This is a genomic window from Streptomyces chilikensis (assembly GCF_001642695.1).
GTDB lineage: Bacteria > Actinomycetota > Actinomycetes > Streptomycetales > Streptomycetaceae > Streptomyces > Streptomyces chilikensis.
In genome coordinates, this window is the sequence record NZ_LWCC02000095.1 from 61,407 (window position 1) to 80,492 (window position 19,086).

At 72.4% G+C, this 19,086-nt stretch carries 13 protein-coding genes; 4 read left to right on the forward strand and 9 right to left on the reverse strand.

Translation table 11 applies throughout. The annotated features are described in order from the left end of the window. Positions 1-12: 12 nt before the first annotated feature. The 9 genes from A2U95_RS24010 to A2U95_RS24050 all read right to left on the reverse strand — a co-directional run bounded on the left by A2U95_RS24010 (position 13) and on the right by A2U95_RS24050 (position 14,248). Positions 13-1,218 carry a cytochrome P450 gene (locus A2U95_RS24010; protein WP_166026659.1) on the reverse strand — a complete coding sequence of 402 codons (1,206 nt, stop codon included), beginning with the start codon at positions 1,216-1,218 and terminating at the stop codon, positions 13-15. A gap of 117 nt (positions 1,219-1,335) precedes the next feature. Continuing rightward, complete coding sequence (locus tag A2U95_RS24015; RefSeq protein ID WP_166026660.1) at positions 1,336-2,898, reverse strand: MmgE/PrpD family protein; 1,563 nt, start codon at positions 2,896-2,898, stop codon at positions 1,336-1,338. Positions 2,899-2,985: 87 nt separating this feature from the next. After that, the gene (locus A2U95_RS24020) at positions 2,986-3,372 is read right to left on the reverse strand and encodes a nuclear transport factor 2 family protein (protein WP_420857047.1); all 387 of its coding nucleotides are present in this window, start codon (positions 3,370-3,372) and stop codon (positions 2,986-2,988) included. A gap of 76 nt (positions 3,373-3,448) precedes the next feature. Further along, positions 3,449-4,408: a diacylglycerol/lipid kinase family protein gene (locus tag A2U95_RS24025; protein WP_166026661.1), complete on the reverse strand. Its 960-nt coding sequence runs from the start codon at positions 4,406-4,408 to the stop codon at positions 3,449-3,451. Positions 4,409-4,567: 159 nt separating this feature from the next. Then, entirely contained in the window at positions 4,568-5,335 is a 768-nt protein-coding gene (locus A2U95_RS24030; protein ID WP_166026710.1) for a thioesterase II family protein, read from the reverse strand. 20 nt (positions 5,336-5,355) lie between these two features. After that, positions 5,356-6,456, reverse strand: coding sequence for an LLM class flavin-dependent oxidoreductase (locus tag A2U95_RS24035; protein ID WP_166026662.1), 1,101 nt, complete (start codon positions 6,454-6,456; stop codon positions 5,356-5,358). A gap of 40 nt (positions 6,457-6,496) precedes the next feature. Further along, the gene (locus A2U95_RS24040; protein WP_166026663.1) at positions 6,497-8,125 is read right to left on the reverse strand and encodes a fatty acid--CoA ligase; all 1,629 of its coding nucleotides are present in this window, start codon (positions 8,123-8,125) and stop codon (positions 6,497-6,499) included. Positions 8,126-8,162: 37 nt separating this feature from the next. Then, positions 8,163-13,904, reverse strand: coding sequence for a type I polyketide synthase (locus A2U95_RS24045; RefSeq protein WP_166026664.1), 5,742 nt, complete (start codon positions 13,902-13,904; stop codon positions 8,163-8,165). A 32-nt stretch (positions 13,905-13,936) separates the two neighbouring features. Then, on the reverse strand, positions 13,937-14,248 hold the full coding sequence (locus A2U95_RS24050; RefSeq protein WP_166026665.1) for an acyl carrier protein: 312 nt from the start codon (positions 14,246-14,248) through the stop codon (positions 13,937-13,939). Positions 14,249-14,451: 203 nt separating this feature from the next. On the opposite strand from A2U95_RS24050, the gene A2U95_RS24055 reads away from it, so the two are divergent. The 4 genes from A2U95_RS24055 to A2U95_RS24070 are packed head-to-tail and all read left to right on the forward strand — an operon-like array spanning position 14,452 to position 19,071. Next, positions 14,452-16,083: an aldehyde dehydrogenase family protein gene (locus A2U95_RS24055; RefSeq protein ID WP_166026712.1), complete on the forward strand. Its 1,632-nt coding sequence runs from the start codon at positions 14,452-14,454 to the stop codon at positions 16,081-16,083. Positions 16,084-16,117: 34 nt separating this feature from the next. Then, positions 16,118-17,254 (forward strand): acyl-CoA dehydrogenase family protein, encoded by a 1,137-nt coding sequence (locus A2U95_RS24060; protein ID WP_166026666.1) that lies wholly within the window; start codon positions 16,118-16,120, stop codon positions 17,252-17,254. A 48-nt stretch (positions 17,255-17,302) separates the two neighbouring features. After that, the gene (locus tag A2U95_RS24065) at positions 17,303-18,586 is read left to right on the forward strand and encodes an aspartate aminotransferase family protein (protein WP_166026668.1); all 1,284 of its coding nucleotides are present in this window, start codon (positions 17,303-17,305) and stop codon (positions 18,584-18,586) included. 2 nt (positions 18,587-18,588) lie between these two features. After that, positions 18,589-19,071: a type II toxin-antitoxin system RatA family toxin gene (locus tag A2U95_RS24070; RefSeq protein ID WP_166026670.1), complete on the forward strand. Its 483-nt coding sequence runs from the start codon at positions 18,589-18,591 to the stop codon at positions 19,069-19,071. Positions 19,072-19,086 lie beyond the last annotated feature (15 nt).

Sequence of the window (19,086 nt, forward strand, 5' to 3'; positions counted from 1 at the left end):
CGTGTTGCTCGGTCACCAGGTCACGGGGAGACTCGTCACCCCGTGGAAGACGGTGCCCCGGCGGAAGACCGTGCTCGGCTCGGCCGCCAGCCGGAGGGTGGGGAAGCGCCGCAGCAGGGTGCGCAGGGAGAGTTCCATCTCCATCCGCGCGAGCGGAGCGCCCTGGCAGTAGTGCGGGCCGTGGCCCCACTGGAGGTGGGCGCCGGTTTCCCGGTCCAGGTCGATGGTGCGGGGGCAGGCGAACACCGACTCGTCGTGGTTGCCCGCGGGGACGGAGATGACCACCGCGTCGCCCTTGGCGATCGGCACCCCGCCGAGATCCATGTCCTCGAGGGCCTGGCGGACCATCGCGTCCTGCGAGATCGACCAGTAGCGCATCGACTCCTCGACGTACTGCGGGACGAGGGCGCCGTCGTCGGCGGCCACCTTGGCGAACAGACTGTCGTCCCGCAGCAGTCCGAGGACGTTGAGGGCTATCTGGTTCGTGGTCGTCTCGTGGCCCGCCACCAGGACCAGCCGGGCGATGCCGACCAGTTCGTCCAGGGTGATCGTGCCGTTGGTGTGGTGCACGGCCAGCCGGCTGATCAGGTCGTCCTCGGGCCGCCGCGTCTTGCGGCGGGCCAGCTCGGCGAGGTAGTCGGACATCTCCACGAACGCGGCGTACGCCGCGGCCGGATCCTCCTGGGAGATGGTCACCTGGGTCTTCTCGATGAAGAACGGGGAGTCCTCGTCCGGGACGCCCAGCAGCCGGGCTATGACCAGCGTCGGCAGGGTCCGCGAGAACGCCGCGTGCAGGTCCGCCGGCTGTCCGAGTTCCGCGAACCGGTCGAGGAGGTCGTCGACGAGCCGCTGCACCGGCTCCTTGAGCCGGCGCACCCGGCGCATGGTGAACTCGGTCTGGATCAGCCCGCGCAGCCGGGCGTGTTCGGGGTCGTCCAGACGCAGGAACGAACTCGGGTTGCTGCCCGGGGGTAACTGGATGCGCACCGGCGCACCGGGCAGCCGCTCGTCGGCACTGAGCCGGGGATCGGACAGGGCCTGTCGCACGTCGGCGTACCGGGTCACCAGCCAGGCCAGCCGCGACTCGGTCGCCCCCTCCGGAATGCGTACGGCGCAGGGCGGCGCCTTGCGCAGTTCGTCGAGGATCGGCGACGGCTCGCCGTTCTCGGTCCGGGCGAACGGCCAGTCCAGCACACGGGTCTGAGCATCGAGCGACATGGGGGAACCCCTCTGTGGGTCGGGTGCACTTCTTCACCTGCGTTACCTGATGTTCTGACGTTCTGACGTGCGCCTGGAGCGGGAGCGATCACCTCCGTCCTTCGCGTGTGCCTGCGTTCAGTCGAGGAAGGCGGCCTCTATCCAGCGGCGCACGCCCGCCTTGCGCATGCGGTGCAGACGGCCCACGGTGTCGGCCACCCGGCGCGGCCCTCCCACGGACAGGAACTTCTCCTGGACCATCTCGGAGTGCCGGGAGCGCGTGTCCGGGCCCGCGGCGCCGACCGGGATCAGACGGGAACGGGAGAGGGTCCGGCCGTCCGCCAGCCGCACGACGACCCGGGCGCCGGTGGCCTTGGTGGAGCGGGAGAAGTCCCGGCCGTCGGCCTCCAGGCTGCCCACGAGGTCGACCAGTTCGTCACCGCCGAAGCCCCGCAGCCACGGGACGGCCAGCGGTCCCGCCTCGCGCACCGCCTCACCGAACGGGGCGTCCGAGAGGAAGAGTTCACGGGTCATCGTCGTGTCGTGCTCCAGCCGCACCCGGCGCGCCAGCTCCCAGCGCACGGGGTCCTCCAGCTGCGGCGCGGAGAAGTCGTCCACGGAGAACTCGCCGGTCAGCAAGGTGGTGGCGACCGGGTAGGGAACGTCCAGGACGAGAGCGCCCAGCGGGGAGCGGGGGCCGTCGACGTACCGGGCGGCGCGCTCCCCCGCGAACAGCGTGTACAGGGACGCCTCCACCACGATCTCCCGCACGTCCTCCGGGCGCAGCGGACCGATGTCGCGGTGGATCTCGGCGGCGCAGTCCACGGCCGCGTCGATCCCGGGACCGCCGGGGTGCATCTTGAACGAGAGGGTCTCGGTGTGCCAGCGGCGGCCGAGCCCCTTCGCCACCGCCTGGGGCAGCGGAACCGTCGCGAACCGGTCGAGGAAGCCGTCCTGGTGTTCGAGGATGTCGGGGGCGCCGCGCAGTCCGGCGGCGGCCGCGTCGCACGCGTCCATCGCGGTGCGGACCGGCGTGAAGGTGTTGAACAGGCGTGCGTCACTGGCCAGGAAGGCGCGCATCAGCGGCCAGTTGGGCATGGCGAAGGCGAGCCCGAAGGCGTTCTCCCACTGGTCCGCCGGGGCCCGGTCGCAGTGCAGCCGGCCGGCCACCGCACCGGCCAGGTGGGTGTGCACGGCGCTCTGTCCGCGCAGGGGGCCGAGGGTGGCCGAGGCGGTGATGCGGGCCGCGCACTCGTTGGCCGCGACCACCGCGGTCAGCAGCGACAGTCCGTCGAGCTGGCGGGCGTACGCGAAGGCCAGGGGCACGGCGACGGTGGAGTTGGACAGATGGCCGGCGTAGGCGGTGTCGTCGAGGTTGAGCCAGGAGCCGAGGGCGGCGAAGACGCTCGCCGCGGTGCGCGGGTCGCGCTGCATGGGGTGGCCGAAGGCGGCCACCAGGCGGCGTCCCAGGGGGTGCTGGAGGCCCGCCCGGATCGAGGCGATCTGGGAGAGCACCTGGCTGGCCGCGAGCTTGAGGACACGGCAGGGAATCTGTTCGGGACGCAGGTTCGCGGCCCAGTGGGACAGTTCGCGCAGCGGTGTGTCCGTGGGCGGGCGGGAGCGGGTGGTGGGCCGCGCCTGGCCCTCCCACTGCTCGCACAGGGCCCTGACCACGCTTTCGCTGAGTACAGCAGCCGTCATGGCGCGACATACCTTCTCTACGGGGAGGACGCGGGGAGGGCGGGGGCGCCGGTGCTCCGGTCGCCCCCGCCCGCCGCGCGTGCGGGATCAGGCGCCGGGAACCTTGTCCAGGAACCCGTAGACGCCGTTGATGCGGCCGTCGTCACCGGTGACGAGGACGTCGAAGCCGATCGCGACGGGCTCGGCGCCCGCCTCGGTCACCAGGCCCCACTGGAAGCGGGCGATGTTGTGGTGGGTGTCCACCGCACCGTGCAGCTCGAAGGAGAGTCCCTTGAACTGCTCCTGGGCACCGGCGATCACGGCCCCGACGCCGTCGTGTCCCTCGACGGCGGCGAGCGGGTCGATGTACGGGGCGCCGGGCGCGAAGAGCTCGGCGATGCCCGCCGCGCGCTTCTCGGCGTCCGTCTCGTTCCACAGCGCCAGGTACTGGGTGACGGTCTGGGTGAGGTCGCTCATGGCGGTCTCCTTCTTCATGTGATGGTGGTGGCTGCCGGGCCGTCAGGTGTGCCGGTCCGGCGGGGAGAACGAGGTCCCGGGAGGCCCGGGGAGGTCAGGGTCGTTCCTGCGCGGGAGCCCACACGGCGAGGGCGCCGGGCATGACCTCGAAGGTCGCCGACGGGCCGATGCCGTGCTGGTACTCGCCGTCGTGCTCCAGGGGCAGCCGCCGGCCGTCGGTGCGTTCCACGGTGACGGTGCGGCCGCGGGCGTAGACGGTGTCCGGGAGCCCCATGTGGGCCGCCGTCCTGGTGAGTTCGGGAACGTCGGCGGCGGGCACGCCGCCTCCGATGACGCAGACGTCGAGCAGTCCGTCGTCGAGGAGCGAGTCGGGCAGGACGAGGTAACGCCCGCCCCGGTACCGGCCGCCGCCGACGTTGGCGAGGACGGTCGGGCCCTCGTGCACCACGCGGCCGTCGACGGTGACACGGCCCGGGTACGGGACGTACCCGGCCGCGGTGTCGGCGAACGCCTTGGTGTACAGGTCCCTGCCCGTCAGGGGGATGTCCCGCGCCCTGATCAGCGCGTCGGCGATCACACCGGAGCAGGCGCCCAGGTAGACGCACTGCCCGGTCTCGGTGAGGCGGGCCAGGTCGAGGCGCCGCAGCCGGGCGCTGCCGCCGGCGCCCGGGTCGGTGAGGACCGCTTTGAGGGATTCGGTCCAGGGACGCTCGCCCCACAGCATCTTGTAACCGGAGTTGCCGGTACCGCCGGGCACCACGGCGAGCGCGGCGCGGCCGGGCACGGAGGCCAGTGCCTGCACGACCTCGCGGACGGTGCCGTCCCCTCCGACGACGACCACCAGGTCGGGTGCACGGCCCGGCCCTTCCAGGGCACGGCGCACGGCGACGGTGGCGTCGCCCGGTGCCGTGGTGAGGTGGATGTCGACGTGCTCCAGACCGCCGGCGCACAACTCCGCCACGTCACGCACCAGCTGGGGGCTGTGACTGCCGGAGGCGGGATTGGCCAGCACCAGGGCCCGGGTCGGGCCCTGGTCCGTGGCGTTGTCTGCCATCGGGCGTACTCCTCGGGATCGTGGGGGGCACCGGTGGGGGCGGGGCCGGGCCCGGACGGTTGTCGGGCGCGGCCTCCACAACGGTGCCAAAAGGTGCTGACACGGCTCTGACGTGCTGCTGACGCCCCGGACCCGGCCGCCGACGGGCCGGCGGGGAGCTCAGCGCGCGGCCGAGGCGACGACCCGTTGCAGCCGCTGGGCGAAGTGCATCGTGACGGCCTGCGCGTGGGCGTCGATGTAGAAATGGCCGCCGGGGTACTCGCTGTGGCCGAGGTAGGCCGGGCTGCGCCGCGCCCACTCCTTCATGGCCTCCGGGTCCTCCTGGAGCGGGTCGGAACGGCCCCCGTAGGAGGCCAGCGCGCAGCGGACCCCCGCCTTGTCGTCCACGTACTGCGCGGCGACCCTGAGGTCGGCCCGCAGGGCCGGGACCACCAGGGCGAGCATCGCCGGGTTGTCGTAGATCTCGGCGGGGAAGGACCCCAGGCGCTTGATCCACTCGACCAGTTCGGGCTCCGGCATCCGGCTCTGCTCCTCGGTGGGCGCGTACCAGCCCACCGGCGACCAGCCGGACATGCCGACCATGACGGGGGACGGGCCGCCCTCCTCCTCCATCCGGGTGGTCAGCCGGAAGGCGAGCTGGGCGCCGAGGCAGTGTCCGAAGAAGGCGAAGGGCCGGTCGTCGAGGTCGTCGAGCACCGCTTCGTGGAGGGCGTCGACCAGCGGGTCCCAGTCCTCGTACATGGTCTCGGTGCGGCGGTTGTGGCGGCCGGGCAGGGTCACCGCCTGGGCGGCGATGTCGGCCGGGAGCAGCTTCTCCCAGTCGCGGTAGATGATGGCGCCGCTGCCCGCGTGCGGCAGCAGGAAGAGCCGTACGGAGGCGTCCGGGGACGGCTCGACGGGGTGGAACCACTGGCCTGTACGGGACATGTCCATGCCTATGGCACTGGTCACGGTTTCGTTCCTCCTTCGGTGAGGGTCCGGTCGATCTCGCGCACTGCGGGGAGCAGCACCTCGGCGACCTCCTTGAGCTGCGCCTCCGGCTCGAGGGAACCGATCCGCAGGACGAGGTGCCGGGCGCCGGCGCGGACGTAACCGCCGAGCCATTCGGCGCACTGCTCCGCGCTCCCCCAGCCGTAGGCCTGGATGGACGACATCTGTTCGAGCGAGCGCCCGTAGTAGTGGTGGATGTAGTGCTCCAGCTCGGCCCTGGCGGCGGTGGCGTCGCTGTCGACGGTGACCGTCGCGTACAGCGCGGGGGTCACGGCGCCGGGGCCGCGGCCCGCCTCGCGGGCCAGTTCGGCGATCCGCCGGGAGGCCCTGCCGTACGCGTCGACGTCCGGCAGGAAGGGCAGCCAGCCGTCGTAGCGGGTGGCCGCGCGGGCGAGCACCTTCGGGGTGTCGCTGCCCGCCAGCCAGAGCGGCGGACCGCCGGGGGTGGCGGGGCTCGGCAGCCGGTCCAGCCGGTCGGCCTCCCAGTACTTCCCCCGGAAGCCGGTGGGACTGCCCGGTTCGCCCGCGGACCAGGCGGTGCGCCAGAGGTCGGCGATCTCGTCGAGGCGGCCGACCCGCCCGGTGAAGGAGGCCCCGACCGAGGCGAACTCCTCCTCCGTCTCGGGCATCGGGAATCCGGAGCCGAGGCCGAGGACCAGGCGGTCCCGCGCGACGTGGCCGAGGCTCGCCACCATGTTGGCGCCGATCAGCGGGTGCCGCAGGGCGGGGGTGAGGGCGGCGGTGCCGACGGTGATCCGCTCGGTGGCGGCCGCCGCGGCGGAGAGCACGACGAGGGGGTCGAGGCGGGGGCGGGCCGTCAGGGAGTCGCCGGCCCACAGGGAGTCGAAGCCGAGGCTCTCGGCCCGGCGGGCGAAGTCCAGGAGGGGGGCCGCCGCGTAGGTGCCGCTGATGGCCTGCTCCCTGGTGGGGAGCAGGATTCCGATGCGCAGGGGTCCGCCCGGGGACTGCGGGCGGTCGCGGGGGAGCGTCTCGTCGATCACTCGTCGCGCGGGGGTCCCCGCCCCTTCCGGGGCGGGGCCGGGCCGTTCGGCGTCCATGGGTGCCGCTTCCTCTCTCGTTTCTGCCGTCACTTCCGGTTCAGACCAGCGGATCGCGGGCCGGGGCCGAGAGCTGCTGCCGCACCGCGCGGCGCAGGATCTTGCCCGACGGGTTGCGGGGCAGGCCGTCGACGATGTGGTAGGCGCCGGGGATCTTGTAGTCGGCGAGGGTGCCCCTCAGGAACAGCAGGAGCTCCCGGGGGGTCGCGGTGGTTCCGGGGCGCAGGACCACGGCGGCGTGCACCGCCTCGCCCCAGCGCTCGTCGGGCAGCCCGACGACCGCGGAGTCCGCGACGGCGGGGTGTGCCGCGAGCGCCTTCTCGACCTCGGCCGGGTAGATGTTCTGCCCGGCGACGATGATGGTGTCGTTCATGCGGTCGCAGAGGTAGAGGTAGCCGTCCTCGTTGAGGTAGCCGGCGTCGCCCATGTGCAGCCACTCCCCCACCAGGGTCCGGCCGGTGGCCTCCGGGAGGTTCCAGTAGCCGAGCATCCGGGAGGGCGCCCGGACGCAGATCTGGCCGATGGCGCCGGGCGGCAGTTCGGAGCCGTCCGGGCCGATCACCTTCACCTCGTTGCCGGGGCAGGGCCGGCCGACGGACTCCAGGACCGCGCTGCCCGGGTAGTGGTCCTCGGGAGGCAGGCACACCGCCACGCTGCCGGTCTCGGTGCTGGCGTAGATCTGCGCGAACTCGCAGTCGAACGTCTCCAGGCACTGCTTCAGCAGCGTCTCCGACATCGGGGCGGCCCCGTAGCAGACCTTGCGCAGGGAGACGAACGCGTCCGGACCCGCGGTCCGCTCGCCGGCCATCATCTGGAGCATGGCCGGCGCGGCGAAGGTGGTGGTGACCCGGTGGGTACGGATCAGCCGCACCGCCTCCTGCGGATCGAACTGCGGCATGATCACGCTGGTGCCGCCGGCGTTGAACGTGTGCATGAACCAGCCGATGCCCGCGATGCCGAAGCCGGGCAGGGAGATCAGGGCGACGTCCTCGGGCAGCCAGTCGATCCAGGCGGCGCCGTGCTCGTGCATCGCCCGCGGCAGGGTGAAGAAACTGCGGTGGGCGAGCACGGCCCCCTTGGGCAGCCCGGTGGTGCCGCTGGTGTAGATCTGCACGACCGGGTCGTCGGGCCCGGCGCCGGTCTCCAGCTCGGTGTCCGGCAGGCACGCGTACCAGGCGGGCAGCCCGGCGCCGCGGGCCGGCTCCCCGTCGGCGTCGGTGCCGTCGACACGGATCACCGTGTGGAACTCGGGCAGGTGGGGGCGGACCTTGGCGGCGGTGTCCCAGAACTCGTCGTCGACGAAGACCAGGACGGCGCCCGAGTCGCGCAGGATGTGGTCGACCTCGTCCGGGGTGAGCCGCCAGTTGACCGGCACGAGGACCGCGCCGACCTTGGCGCAGGCGAGGATGACCAGGTAGTAGTTCTCCGACTCGCGCCCCAGGTAGGCGACCCGGTCGCCGCGCCGCACACCGCTGGCGTGCAGGGCGTGGGCCGCGCGGTTGCTCTCGCGGTGCAGCTTGCCGTAGGTGGTGGTCCGGCCCTCGCAGACGATCGCCGCGTGGTGCGGGCGGCTGCCGGCGTGGGCGCGGGAGGTGTGGGTGAGCGTCCAACTGGCGTTGTCCGCGGTGGTCGTGGTGGTCGTGGTGGTCGTGGTGGTCGTGGTGGTCATGGAGTCCTCCCCGTTCGTCCGGGACTGGTCGTGCGGGTCATGCCGTGGGGACCGGGCACAGCTGCCCGTCGAGGAAGGCGGCGAGCTGTCGCACCGTCGGGTGGTCGAAGGTGATCGAAGCGGCCAGCGGCAGCCGGAACACCCGCTCGAGGCCGGACTTGAGGTTCTGCGCCATCAGCGAGTCCAGGCCGAGCGACACGAACTCGACCGACTCGTCCAGCTCGTCGTCGGCCGCCATCTGCAGGACGGCGACGACCTTCTCCCGGACCACCTGGGTGATCAGGGCCCTGCGCTCCGGTGCGGACAGGGCACCGAGCGAGGCGGCGTCGAAGCCGTCGTCGGCGGCTGCGGCGTCCCGCCGCGCGAGGCGGTCGTAGAACTGGTCGCCGGTGGCGCTGCCGGCCACGTAGCGGTCCCAGTCGAACTCGCCGACCACCCTCTGGGTGCGCGGACGGCCGCCCCAGAGCCGGGCCAGGGTGTCCAGGGCCCGGGTCGGCGAGAAGAAGCGGACGCCGCTGCGTTCGATCTCGCGGCTGAGGTGCTCCTCCAGGCGGGCGGACATGCCGACCCTCGCCCAGGCGCCCCAGTTGACGGAGAGACCGGGCAGGCCCTGGCGGGTGCGCCACTCGGCGAGGCTGTCGAGCCCGGCGCTGGCCGCCGCGTAGTGGCCCTGGGTGGCGCCGCCGAGGACGGAGGCGATCGACGAGTACGTCACGAAGAACTCCAGCTCCGGGAAGGAGTCCCGCGCGGCCTCGTGGAGCAGCCAGCCGCCGTACGCCTTCGCGGCGAGCTGGGCGTCGATGGACTCCCAGGTCAGTTCGGCGATCAGCTTCTTGTCGTAGGACCCGGCCGCGTGGACCAGGCCGCCGACCGGGTACGGGCCGGCCGCCACCTCGTCCACCAGCGTGCGCACGCCCTCGGAGGTGCTCACATCGGCCCGGACGAGGACGATCTCGGCGCTCCCGGCCAGCTCCTCCAGCACCGGCGCGGCCTCCTCGGTGGGCTTTCCGCCGCGGCTGACCAGGGTCAGGTGACGTGCTCCCAGAGCCACGAGCTTGCGGGCCGTGACGAGACCCAGCCCGCCGAGGCCGCCGGTGACGACGTAGGTGCGGTCGGGACGGACGGCGGCGTCGGTGACCTCCTCGCCGTCCGCCGGGGGCGCGGCCTCCTCGGCGTGCGTGCCCGGCAGGTCCAGCCACACCTCGGCGGCCGGGTCGGTGAGGGCGGTGCGCAGGGCCTCGCCCGCCTCGTCCAGGCGGAAGTGCCGGCTTCCGTCGTGCGGGCCGAAGCGCGGCGCGAGCACGACCGACGCGGACGGGACGGTGAGCGTGGAGCGCAGGGTCCCCGCGTGGCGCACGAGGACCTCGTCCCCCTCGGTGAACCCGGCCCCCTCGCCCACGGCGCGCACGATGCCGGTGGCCAGGGTGCCCAGCACGGGCGGGGGTTCCTCCTCCTCCCGTTCGGCGCGGCCGGTGTCCAGCGCGGTCCGGGCGTCCTCGTCGGTGAGGGCGACGGCACGGACCTCGATCTGCACCTCGTCGGCGTCCGGCGCGCGGTCCGCGGCGGGCGCGAGCGCCAGGTCGGACAGGTCGCCGGAGTCGGGGGCGCGCAGCTCGTAGCCGCCGCTCCAGGTCAGCGTGGCGTCCCCGGCGAGCAGCCGCCGGACGTAGCGCCTGCCGGGCCGGTGGGCGACCTGGTACTCGCCCGGGATCCCGGCGGTCCACTCCTGCAGCAGCGGCTCGAGGTCGCTGCCGGGCGCGAGGTCGACGAGGGTGGCGCGGTACTGCGGGTACTCGGTGAGCAGCACCCGTCCGAATCCCCACAGGGTCGCCGCGGCGAGGTGCCCGCCGTCGCCGGCCGGGTCGCCGGGGAGCGCCTGGGCGGCCTCGGTCACCAGCCAGAGCCGGGGCGGCCGGGGATGTCCGGCCGCGTCCATCGCGGTGATCAGGGCCAGCAGTTCGCGGTAGTTGTCCTCGCACTCGGCGCGCATCCGCCCGGCGGACATGGCTTCCGGCCGCTGTCGCCAGACCCAGCAGACGTCGGTGACGCTCGCGTCGTCGAGGGCCGCCTTGAGGTCGGTGGTGTCGGACGGCGCCGTCACCCGGAGGCCGGACCGCCCGGCCGGTGCGGCGGCCCGGCCGGCGGCCCGGTCGAGCAGCAGCAGGTGGCGGTCGCCGTCGGGGGCGGTCCGCGCCGGGAGGGCCCTGCGCACCCACTCGGGCCGGTGCAGGAACTGGCGGCGGCCCACGCGGCCCTCGGGGCGGGCCAGGCGGACCCCGAGGAGTTCGGTGACCGGGTCGCCGTTCTCCAGGAGGAGGATGTCGGCGACCCGGCGGTCCTGGTCGCCGTGGACGCGGGCGAGGACGCGGAGCCGCTCCCCGCGGGGCTTTCTGAAGTGCCGTACGGAGGCGATCTCGCGCGGCTCGAACACCGGGCCCTCGGGGTCCAGGACGACGGCGGCCTGCACCGCCGCCTCCAGGAGTTCGGCCGGCACGTGTTCGACCGCGGTGGCGTCGCGGCCGGTGAGCTCGCCGGTGACGAGACCGTCCCGGTGCCGGGCGGCGCGCAGCAGCAGGCGCATGCGCGGGCCGTGCGGACGGCCGACGGAGGCGAGGTCGGTGTAGATGTCCTCGTCGTCGATGTGCTGTCCGGCGGGCGCCAGCCCGGCGTCCAGCTCGGCCAGCTCGGAGACCGGCACGACCGGTTCGCGTTCGGCGGCGATCGTGGCGCTGGCGTGGAGGTGCTCCTCGCCTCCGACGAGGGTGAAGACCTCCACGTCGGCTCCGCCGCCGGCGCGCGGACGCCACCGGGACGTCAGGACCGTGGCGGTCTCGGCGGTCGTGTGCAGGGGCGCGAGGAACCGCAGGTCGCGGACGGCGGCCCGGGTGTGCCCCGCGACCGCGTCCTGGAGCGCGAGGAACAGGTCGACGTACGCGCCGGTGGGCAGTGTCGTGCGTTCCCCGTCACCGAGGTCGCTCAGCGCGCCGAGGTCCTCGGAGGTGAACTCGGCGGTGAACTCCCGCACCCCGCTGGCGAACCGTTCCTCCGTGCCGAGCAGCAGGTGGCGGGCCCTGCCGCCGGCCGCGCCCGTGCGCCGGGTCCCGGTGGAGGGCAGCCAGTACCGCTTGCGCTGGAAGGGGTAGGTCGGCAGGGACGTCTTCGCGGCGGCGGGGCGGTCCGCGTGGTAGTCGGCCCAGGAGACCGTCAGGCCCGCGGCGTAGTATCCGGCGAGCGCGTCCAGGGTGGTGTTGACGGAGCTGTCGCGGCGGCGCAGGCTGGCCAGCCACACGTGGTCCTCGGCGTTCAGGCAGCGTCTGGCGAGGGCGGTCAGGGCGGCCTGCGGTCCGATCTCGATCAGGGCGTGCCGGCCGCGCTGGGCGACCGCCCGGATGCCGTCCAGGAAGCGCACGGGTTCGCCGATGTGCCGCACCCAGTAGTCGGCGGTGCCGATCTCCCGCAGGCGGGCCGGCCGGCCGGTGACGTTGGAGATCAGGGTGATGGCCGGCTCGTGGAACGTGATGCCCTCGAGGGCGGCCCGGAAGTCGTCGTAGACCTCGGCCATCAGGGGCGAGTGGAAGGCGTGCGAGACGGCCAGCAGGTCGACGCGGGTGCCCTGCTCCCGGAGCAGGGTGGTGATCTCGTCGAGGGCGGCGGCGCCGCCGGAGACCACGCACTGGTCCGGGGCGTTCACCGCCGCGAGGGCCAGGTCCGGGTGGCCGGCGAGGAGGGGCTCGACGTCCTCGGCGGACGCGGCCACGGCGGCCATGCCGCCCGGTGCGCTCACCGCCTGCATCAGCCGCGCGCGGGCGGCGACCAGGGCCACGGCGTCCGGCAGGTCGAACAGGCCGGCCACGGCCGCGGCCACGACCTCCCCGATGCTGTGCCCGATGAGCGCGTTGGGCCGCACGCCCCAGGACATCCACAGCTTGGCGAGCGCGTACTCCAGGGTGAACAGGGCGGGCTGGGTGTACTCGGTGCGGTCGATCGCCGCCGGGTCGTCCGCGGTGCCGAGCACCAGTGCGGCCACGGAGCGGCCCAGATGCGGGGCGAACAGCTCGTCGCACAGGTCGACGTGCTCGCGGAAGACCGGGAAGCGTTCGTAGAGCGCGGCTCCCATGCCCGCGTACTGCGAGCCCTGGCCGCTGAACATGAACACCGTCCTGCGGATGCCGGAGGGCCCCCCGTGCTTCTCCTCGGCGGCCCTGTCCAGCAGGTTCACCAGCGCCGTGCGGTCGGCGACCGGGCCCGCGACGCGGTAGGGGTGGTGGGTGCGGGCGACGTTGGCGGTGTAGCAGAGCTCGTCCAGCCCCACGTCGGGCCGCTCGTCCAGCAGCTTGCGGTAGTTGTCGATCTGGGCGCCCAGGGCGGCGGCGTTCTTGGCGGAGAGGGTGAAGACGGGGACCGCGGACGGGGCCGGCTCCACGGGCGTCCGGTCGGCCGGGGCCGGCGCCTCCTCCAGGACCGCCGCCCCGATCGTGCCCGCGAAGCCGAAGCTGTTGACGACCGCGCGCCGGACCTCGGCCTTCCAGGGCTCGCACGCGGTGGGCACGCGCACCGGGTAGAGGTCCCAGGGGATGCGTCCGGACGGCGTGCGGAAGTTGAGGTGCGGGTAGATGGTCCCCGCCCGCATCTGGAGCACCGTCTTGATGACGCCCACGATGCCGGCCGCCGGCTCCATGTGGCCCAGGTTGGTCTTCACCGAACCGACGACCAGCGGTTCGCCCTTGGTGTGCGAATCGGCGAAGACGTCGCCGATGGCGCCGAACTCGATGGGGTCGCCGAGCGGGGTGCCGGTGCCGTGCGCCTCGACGTACTGGATGTCCGCGGGGGTCAGGTGTCCGGCGGCGAGGGCGGTGCGGATGACCTTCTCCTGGGCGGGGCCGTTGGGCACGGTCAGGCCCGCGCTGTCGCCGTCCTGGCCGACGGCGGTGCCCCGCACCAGCGCGAGGACGGTGTCGCCGTCCCGGGTCGCGTCGCTGAGGCGCTTGAGCACGACCACACCGCAGCCCTCGGCGCGGGCGTAGCCGTCGGCGGCCTCGTCGAAGGTCTTGCACTGCCCGTCGGGTGCCAGCATCTGCGCGTGGGAGAACATCACCGAGGTGCGCGGGTGGTGCAGGGCGTTGACGCCGCCGCACAGCGCGATGTCGGTCTCTCCCGCGCGCAGGCCCTGCACGGCGAGGTGGAGGGCGACCAGCGAGGAGGAGCACGCCGTGTCGATGCTCATGCTCGGGCCGCGCCAGCCCAGGAAGTACGACAGCCTGCCCGACAGCGGGAACATGGTGATGCCGGAGGCGAGGTTGCCCTCCAGCTCCTCGAACGGCAGTGAGTCCAGCTCCATCGAGTAGTCGATGGAGCTGGCGCCTATGTAGACGCCGCCGTTGCCGCGGCGCAGCGGGGTCGGGTCGATGTTGGCGTGCTCGAGGGCCTGCCAGGCCGTCTCCAGCAGCATGCGCTGCTGGGGGTCCATGTACTGGGCTTCCTTGGGCGAGATGTTGAAGAAGGAGGCGTCGAACTGGTCGACGCGGTCGAGGAAGCCGCCCGCCGAGGTGTGGATCTTCCCCTTGTCCTCCGGCGACTCGGGGGTGAACGCGGCCACGTCCCACCGGTCGCCCGGTATGGGCCCTATCCCGCTGCGCCCCTCGCGCAGGAAGGCGTCGAACTCGTCGGGTGAGCCGCTGCCGCCGGGGAATCGCAGCCCGATTCCGACGATCGCGATCGGCTCGGGCGCCTGCGCCGGCGCCCGGTTCGTCTCTTCCGTGTCGGATTCCGTACGCGGCATGGAACGACTCCTTGGGTCCTGGGCCTGGTCGGTCAGCGGGTGGGAGGGGTGGACAGGGCGTCGGCCAGGTGATCAACGAGGTGGTTGACCGTCGGCTCGTTGAACAACACGTTCACGTTGATGGACAGATCGAGGAGCTGCTCCAGGCTCTGTCGTATCTCGGTCAGTCGCAGCGAGGTGAGACCGAGGTCGAAATAGCTGATGTCGACGGGGAATTCCTCCGTGTCGTCCATCAGGAGAACGTCCTTGAACTTTCCGACGACGAGTGTCTCTATCTCGTCGGCGAGTTCGGCACGCGGCAGTTCGCGCAGTCGCTGGGACACGGTGATCTCGGCAGGTGGCATGGCCGACATGCAAGCAGCGGCGGCTGACACCGCACTGACGGCCCGCCGGCCGGTGGCTGGATCAGTCCGGTGTCAGCGCCGGGTCAGAATCGGCTGCCACGATCGTTTTGCTTCGAACATCAATTCCCGATTCACCCGCACATTCACGCACCGCACCGGCAGACCGACAACCAGACACATTCCGTTTTCCGGAAAGGCTGATGATGCTTCGCGAAGCTGCGCAGGAGGAGAGTGCTCCGGCACCTTCCGGATTGAAGAGCTACGACCTCTACATCGCCGGCAAGGACGTCGCCGGGGACGGATGGGTCTACACCGTCAGCGGGCGGTCCCTGCTGGAGGACGTCTTCACCAGTGTGAGCCTCAAGCGCTCCCTGGAGCAGGACCCGGAGTCCGAGGCGGCCCAGCACCCCTACGTCGTGGGCCGCTGCGCCATCGCCGACGACGACGCCATCGACCTCGCCACGCAGGCCGCCGCGGCCGCCGCCGCCGACTGGGCGGCCGTCCCGCTGGAGCGGCGGATGCAGCTCGGCACCCGTTTCCGCGAGGAACTGATCAAACACCAGGACGAGTTCCTGGAGATGCTCGTCGCCGAGTCGCACCCGGTGAAGCTGGCCCGGTGGGAGCTGAGCTGCCTCCTGCAGATCTACGCCCCCGGCAGCCTGCGCTGGTACATGAAGCAGATGCGGGTCGAGAAGGAGTACGCGGGCCGCAAGCTGATCCTGCAGCGCCAGCCGGACGGCGTGGTCGCCTTCAACCCCCCGCAGAACGCCCCGCTGCCCAGCGCCGCCCTGTGCGTCCTGGCCCTGATGGCCGGCAACAGCGTGGTGGTCAGGGCGCCGCGCAGCATCGCGCTGAGCACCATGTGGCTGCTGCGCGACATCGTGGCCCCGCTGCTGGAGGAGCTCGACGCGCCTCCCGGTGTGCTCAACGCGGTCTGCAGCAACCCCAAGCAGACGATGGACCGCTGGATCGCCGACCCCCTGATCAACGACATCTTCTACATCGGCGGCAGCCAGGAGGGCCTGCGCTTCGAGCAGCGGTGCGTGGCCCACGGCAAGAAGCCGATCCTCGAACTGGCCGGCAACGACGGCATCGTGGTGTGGAAGGACGCCGACATCAAGTGGGCCGCCGAGGCCATCACCGAATCGTTCTTCGGCTCCGGGCAGATCTGCATGGTGCCCAACTACGTGCTGGCGCACCCCGACATCGCCGAGGAGCTCATCGCCGAGGTGCGCGAGCAGGTCAAGGGCATCCGGCCGGGCCTGCCGGAGGAGGAGGACGTCCTCCTCTCGCCGGTCCGCCGCAGCGAGCGGTTCTTCCGGCTGCTGCGGCAGGCCCTGGACAACGGCGCCTCCCTGGTCACCGGCGGCAACCGCACCGAGCTGGACGGCACGCCGTCGGAGACCGGCGTCTTCCTGCAGCCCACGGTGCTCCGGGTCGACGGCCTGGACCGGGCCCGCACCTTCGACGTGGTGCGTGAGGAGACGTTCTTCCCGCTCATCCCGATCGTGGTGGCCGAACGCGACAACGACGACGCGCTCCTGGAGGCCTTCCTCCGCTTCGTCAACGCCAACTCCTACGGGCTGCGCAACTCCCTGTGGTCGCGCTCCGACCACGTCATCGAGACCTTCGTCCGCCGTGTCGTCAACGGCGGCCTGCTGAAAGTCAACGACTCCCACATCGGCTTCCTGCCCTACCTGCCCAGCCACGGCGGCACCGGCCGCACCGGCGGAGCCTTCGGCGAGGCCAACTACCCGATGCTCAAGACCTCGCACGTCCAAGGGGTCAGCATCGCCCAGAACGTCAGCCCTTACGACGCGGTCTTCGGCGCCTGAGCGCCGCGCCCATTCGCCTTCCGGAGGTTTCCCCGTGCGTTCCCTCGATACTGCTCGGGCCGTCTGCGAGCGCTTCCACCCGGGTCTGCTCAAGGAGATCGAGCAGATTCCCCCCGTCGACCGGGAGCGGCCCGGCAGCCCCGTCATCGACCTGTTCCGCATCCACGGCGGGGTCGGCCTGCTGATACCCGAGGAGTACAGCGGTCACGGGGCCGCGCCGCTGGACGCGCTGCGCGTCCAGCTGGCGCTGGGCGCCGTGTCCCCCTCGCTCGTCGCGGCCGTCTCCATGCACCACTTCACCGTGGCGATGCTCTTCTCCCTCGCCGGCAAGGCGGACAGGCTCACCCCCGCCCAGACCGAGCTGTTGCGGCGGATCGTGCCCGACCAGCAGGTGATGGCCTCCGGCTGGGCCGAGGGCCGCACCGAGCAGAACATCCTCACCCCCGCCGTCACGGCCCGGCCCGTCGAAGGCGGATACCTGCTCTCCGGGGCCAAGAAGCCCTGCAGCCTCTCCCGTTCGATGCGCCTGCTCACCGCGAGCATCGCCATCCACCACGAGGACGGCACCGCCGAGCTGGCACTCGCCCTGGTGCCGGCCGACGCCCCCGGTCTGTCCGTGCACCCGTTCTGGGGCAACGAGCTGCTCGCCGGCGCGGAGAGCGACGAGGTGCGGCTGGTGGACGTGTTCGTGCCGGCGGACATGGTCGTGCGTGCCGGGGCGGACGACCCGCACCGGCTCGACGACCTGCAGACGGCCGGATTCGTCTGGTTCGAGATGCTGATCTCCGCCGGGTACGCGGGCGGGACCGCCGCGCTCGTCGAGCAGGTGCTGGAGCGCGAGCGCGGCAGCGCCCAGGAGCGGGCCGCCCTCGCCGTCGAGATGGACTCCGTCCTGCAGCTCCTGGAGGGCGTCGCGCGGACGATCGGCCCCGAGACGGACGAGGAGTCGGTCGCCCGGGTCCTCGTCACCCGCTACACCGTCCAGAAGGCGCTGCCGAGGATCGCCGGGCAGGCGCTGGAGCTGCTCGGCGGACTGGACTTCATCCTCGACTCCACCCACGGCCGGACCGCCGCCGCCGTGCACGCCCTCGCCTTCCACCCGCCGGGCCGCGGCGCCGCCGCCGAACCGCTGCTGCGCTACTTCGACGGCGGCCCGCTGGTCCTGAGTTGAGTCACCGCACCGTGCACAGCGTCCCCACCGACTTGGAGTGAGAGATCCGTGACCGTTATCCAGGAAGCACCCGCCGAGGCCGAGGCGGAGATCCTCGGCCTCTACCGGGCCCATCTCAGCAAGGGCCGGGCCACGCTCGCCGAGCTGTTCGGCAGCCACATGGAAACGGCGTCCGAGGGCGCCTGGCTCACCACCAGCGACGGTGAGCGCTTCCTCAACGCGGGCGGGTACGGCGTCTTCATCATGGGCGCCCGCCACCCGATCGTGATGGAGGAGGTGGAGCGCCAGCTGCGGACCCACCCCACCGCGACGCGCATCCTGCTGGAGCCCACCGTGGCCCGCGCCGCCGAGGCGCTCGTGTCCGTCATGCCCGAGGGCCTGGACCGCGTGCACTTCGCCCTGTCGGGGGCCGAGGCGGTGGAGACGGGCCTGAAGCTCGCACGGGCCGGCGGCCGCAAGCGGACCGTCTCGATGCGCGGCGGGTACCACGGCAAGACGCTCGGCGCGCTGTCCGCGACCGCGAAGGACGTCTACCAGGCGCCCTTCCGTCCGCTGGTCCCGGACTTCCTGCACCTCCCCTTCGGCGACACCGACGCGCTGGAGGCGGAACTGGCGGCCCATCCGGGCGAGGTCTGCGTCATCCTCGAACCCGTCCAGGGCGAGGGCGGTGTGATCATTCCGCCCGCGGGCTACCTCAAGCGGGTCGAGGAGCTGGTCCGCGAGCACGACGGCTTCCTGATCCTCGACGAGGTGCAGTCCGGTTTCGGGCGGCTCGGCGAGTGGTGGGGCGCCGACATCGAGGGCGTGGTGCCCGACGTGCTCCTCACCGGCAAGGCGCTCGGCGGCGGCGTGCTGCCGGTCTCGGCGGCCGTGGCGACCCGCAAGGCCTTCCGTCCCTTCGACAAGGACCCCTACGTCCACACCGCCACCTTCTCCGGCCAGCCGATCCTGATGGCCGCGGTCCAGGGCGCGATCCGGGCCATCAAGGAGGAGCGCCTGGTCACCCGGGCCATGGACCTGGGTGCGCAGCTGCTGCCGAGGATCTCGGAGATCGCCTACCGCAACATCCCCGAACTCGTCGTCGACGTGCGCGGACGCGGACTGCTCATCGGTGTCGAGCTCGTCGAGGCCGGGCTGGCCGGCGAGCTGCTGATCGAGCTGTTCAACCACGGCGTCGTCGCCAACCACTCCATGAACGGCAGCTCGGTGGTGCGCTTCACCCCGCCCGCCGTGATGAGCGACACCGATGTGGAGTTCCTCCTGAACTCCTTCGACCTGGCCACCCGCGACCTCGTGCGGGGCGCGGCCACGATGCCGGAAGGCGGCAACTGATTATGCGTCACGTAGAGCTGGAAGCACTGATTCCCTCGGAGCAGGCCAGGACGGTCTTCGACTCCGTCCTGCGCTGGGAGAAGTACCCCGACCTGGCGCCCCACGTGAAGGCGACCACCGTGCACGCCACCTACCCGGCCGAGAACTCCAGTTCCAGCTGGGAGCTGCACTTCCGCAGCGGCCTGCTGCGCTGGACCGAGGACGACACCTTCCTGCCGGAGCTGGGTGAGATCCGCTTCGAGCAGTCCGACGGCGACTTCGACTCCTTCTCGGGCACGTGGTCCGTGACGCAGGCGGGCGAGGACGTGGCGGTCCGCTTCGACGCCGACTTCGACTTCGGCATCCCCAGCCTGGAGGGGATCCTCGACCCGATCGCCGAGCGGGTCATCAAGGAGACCGTCGCCTGGGCCCTGACCGGCCTGTTCCCCGCCGTCCGCCTCTCGGGCGCCGTCGAGCTCACCGAGCCCGCCGCCCTCGGCGCCTAGCACGCCCCCAGGAGC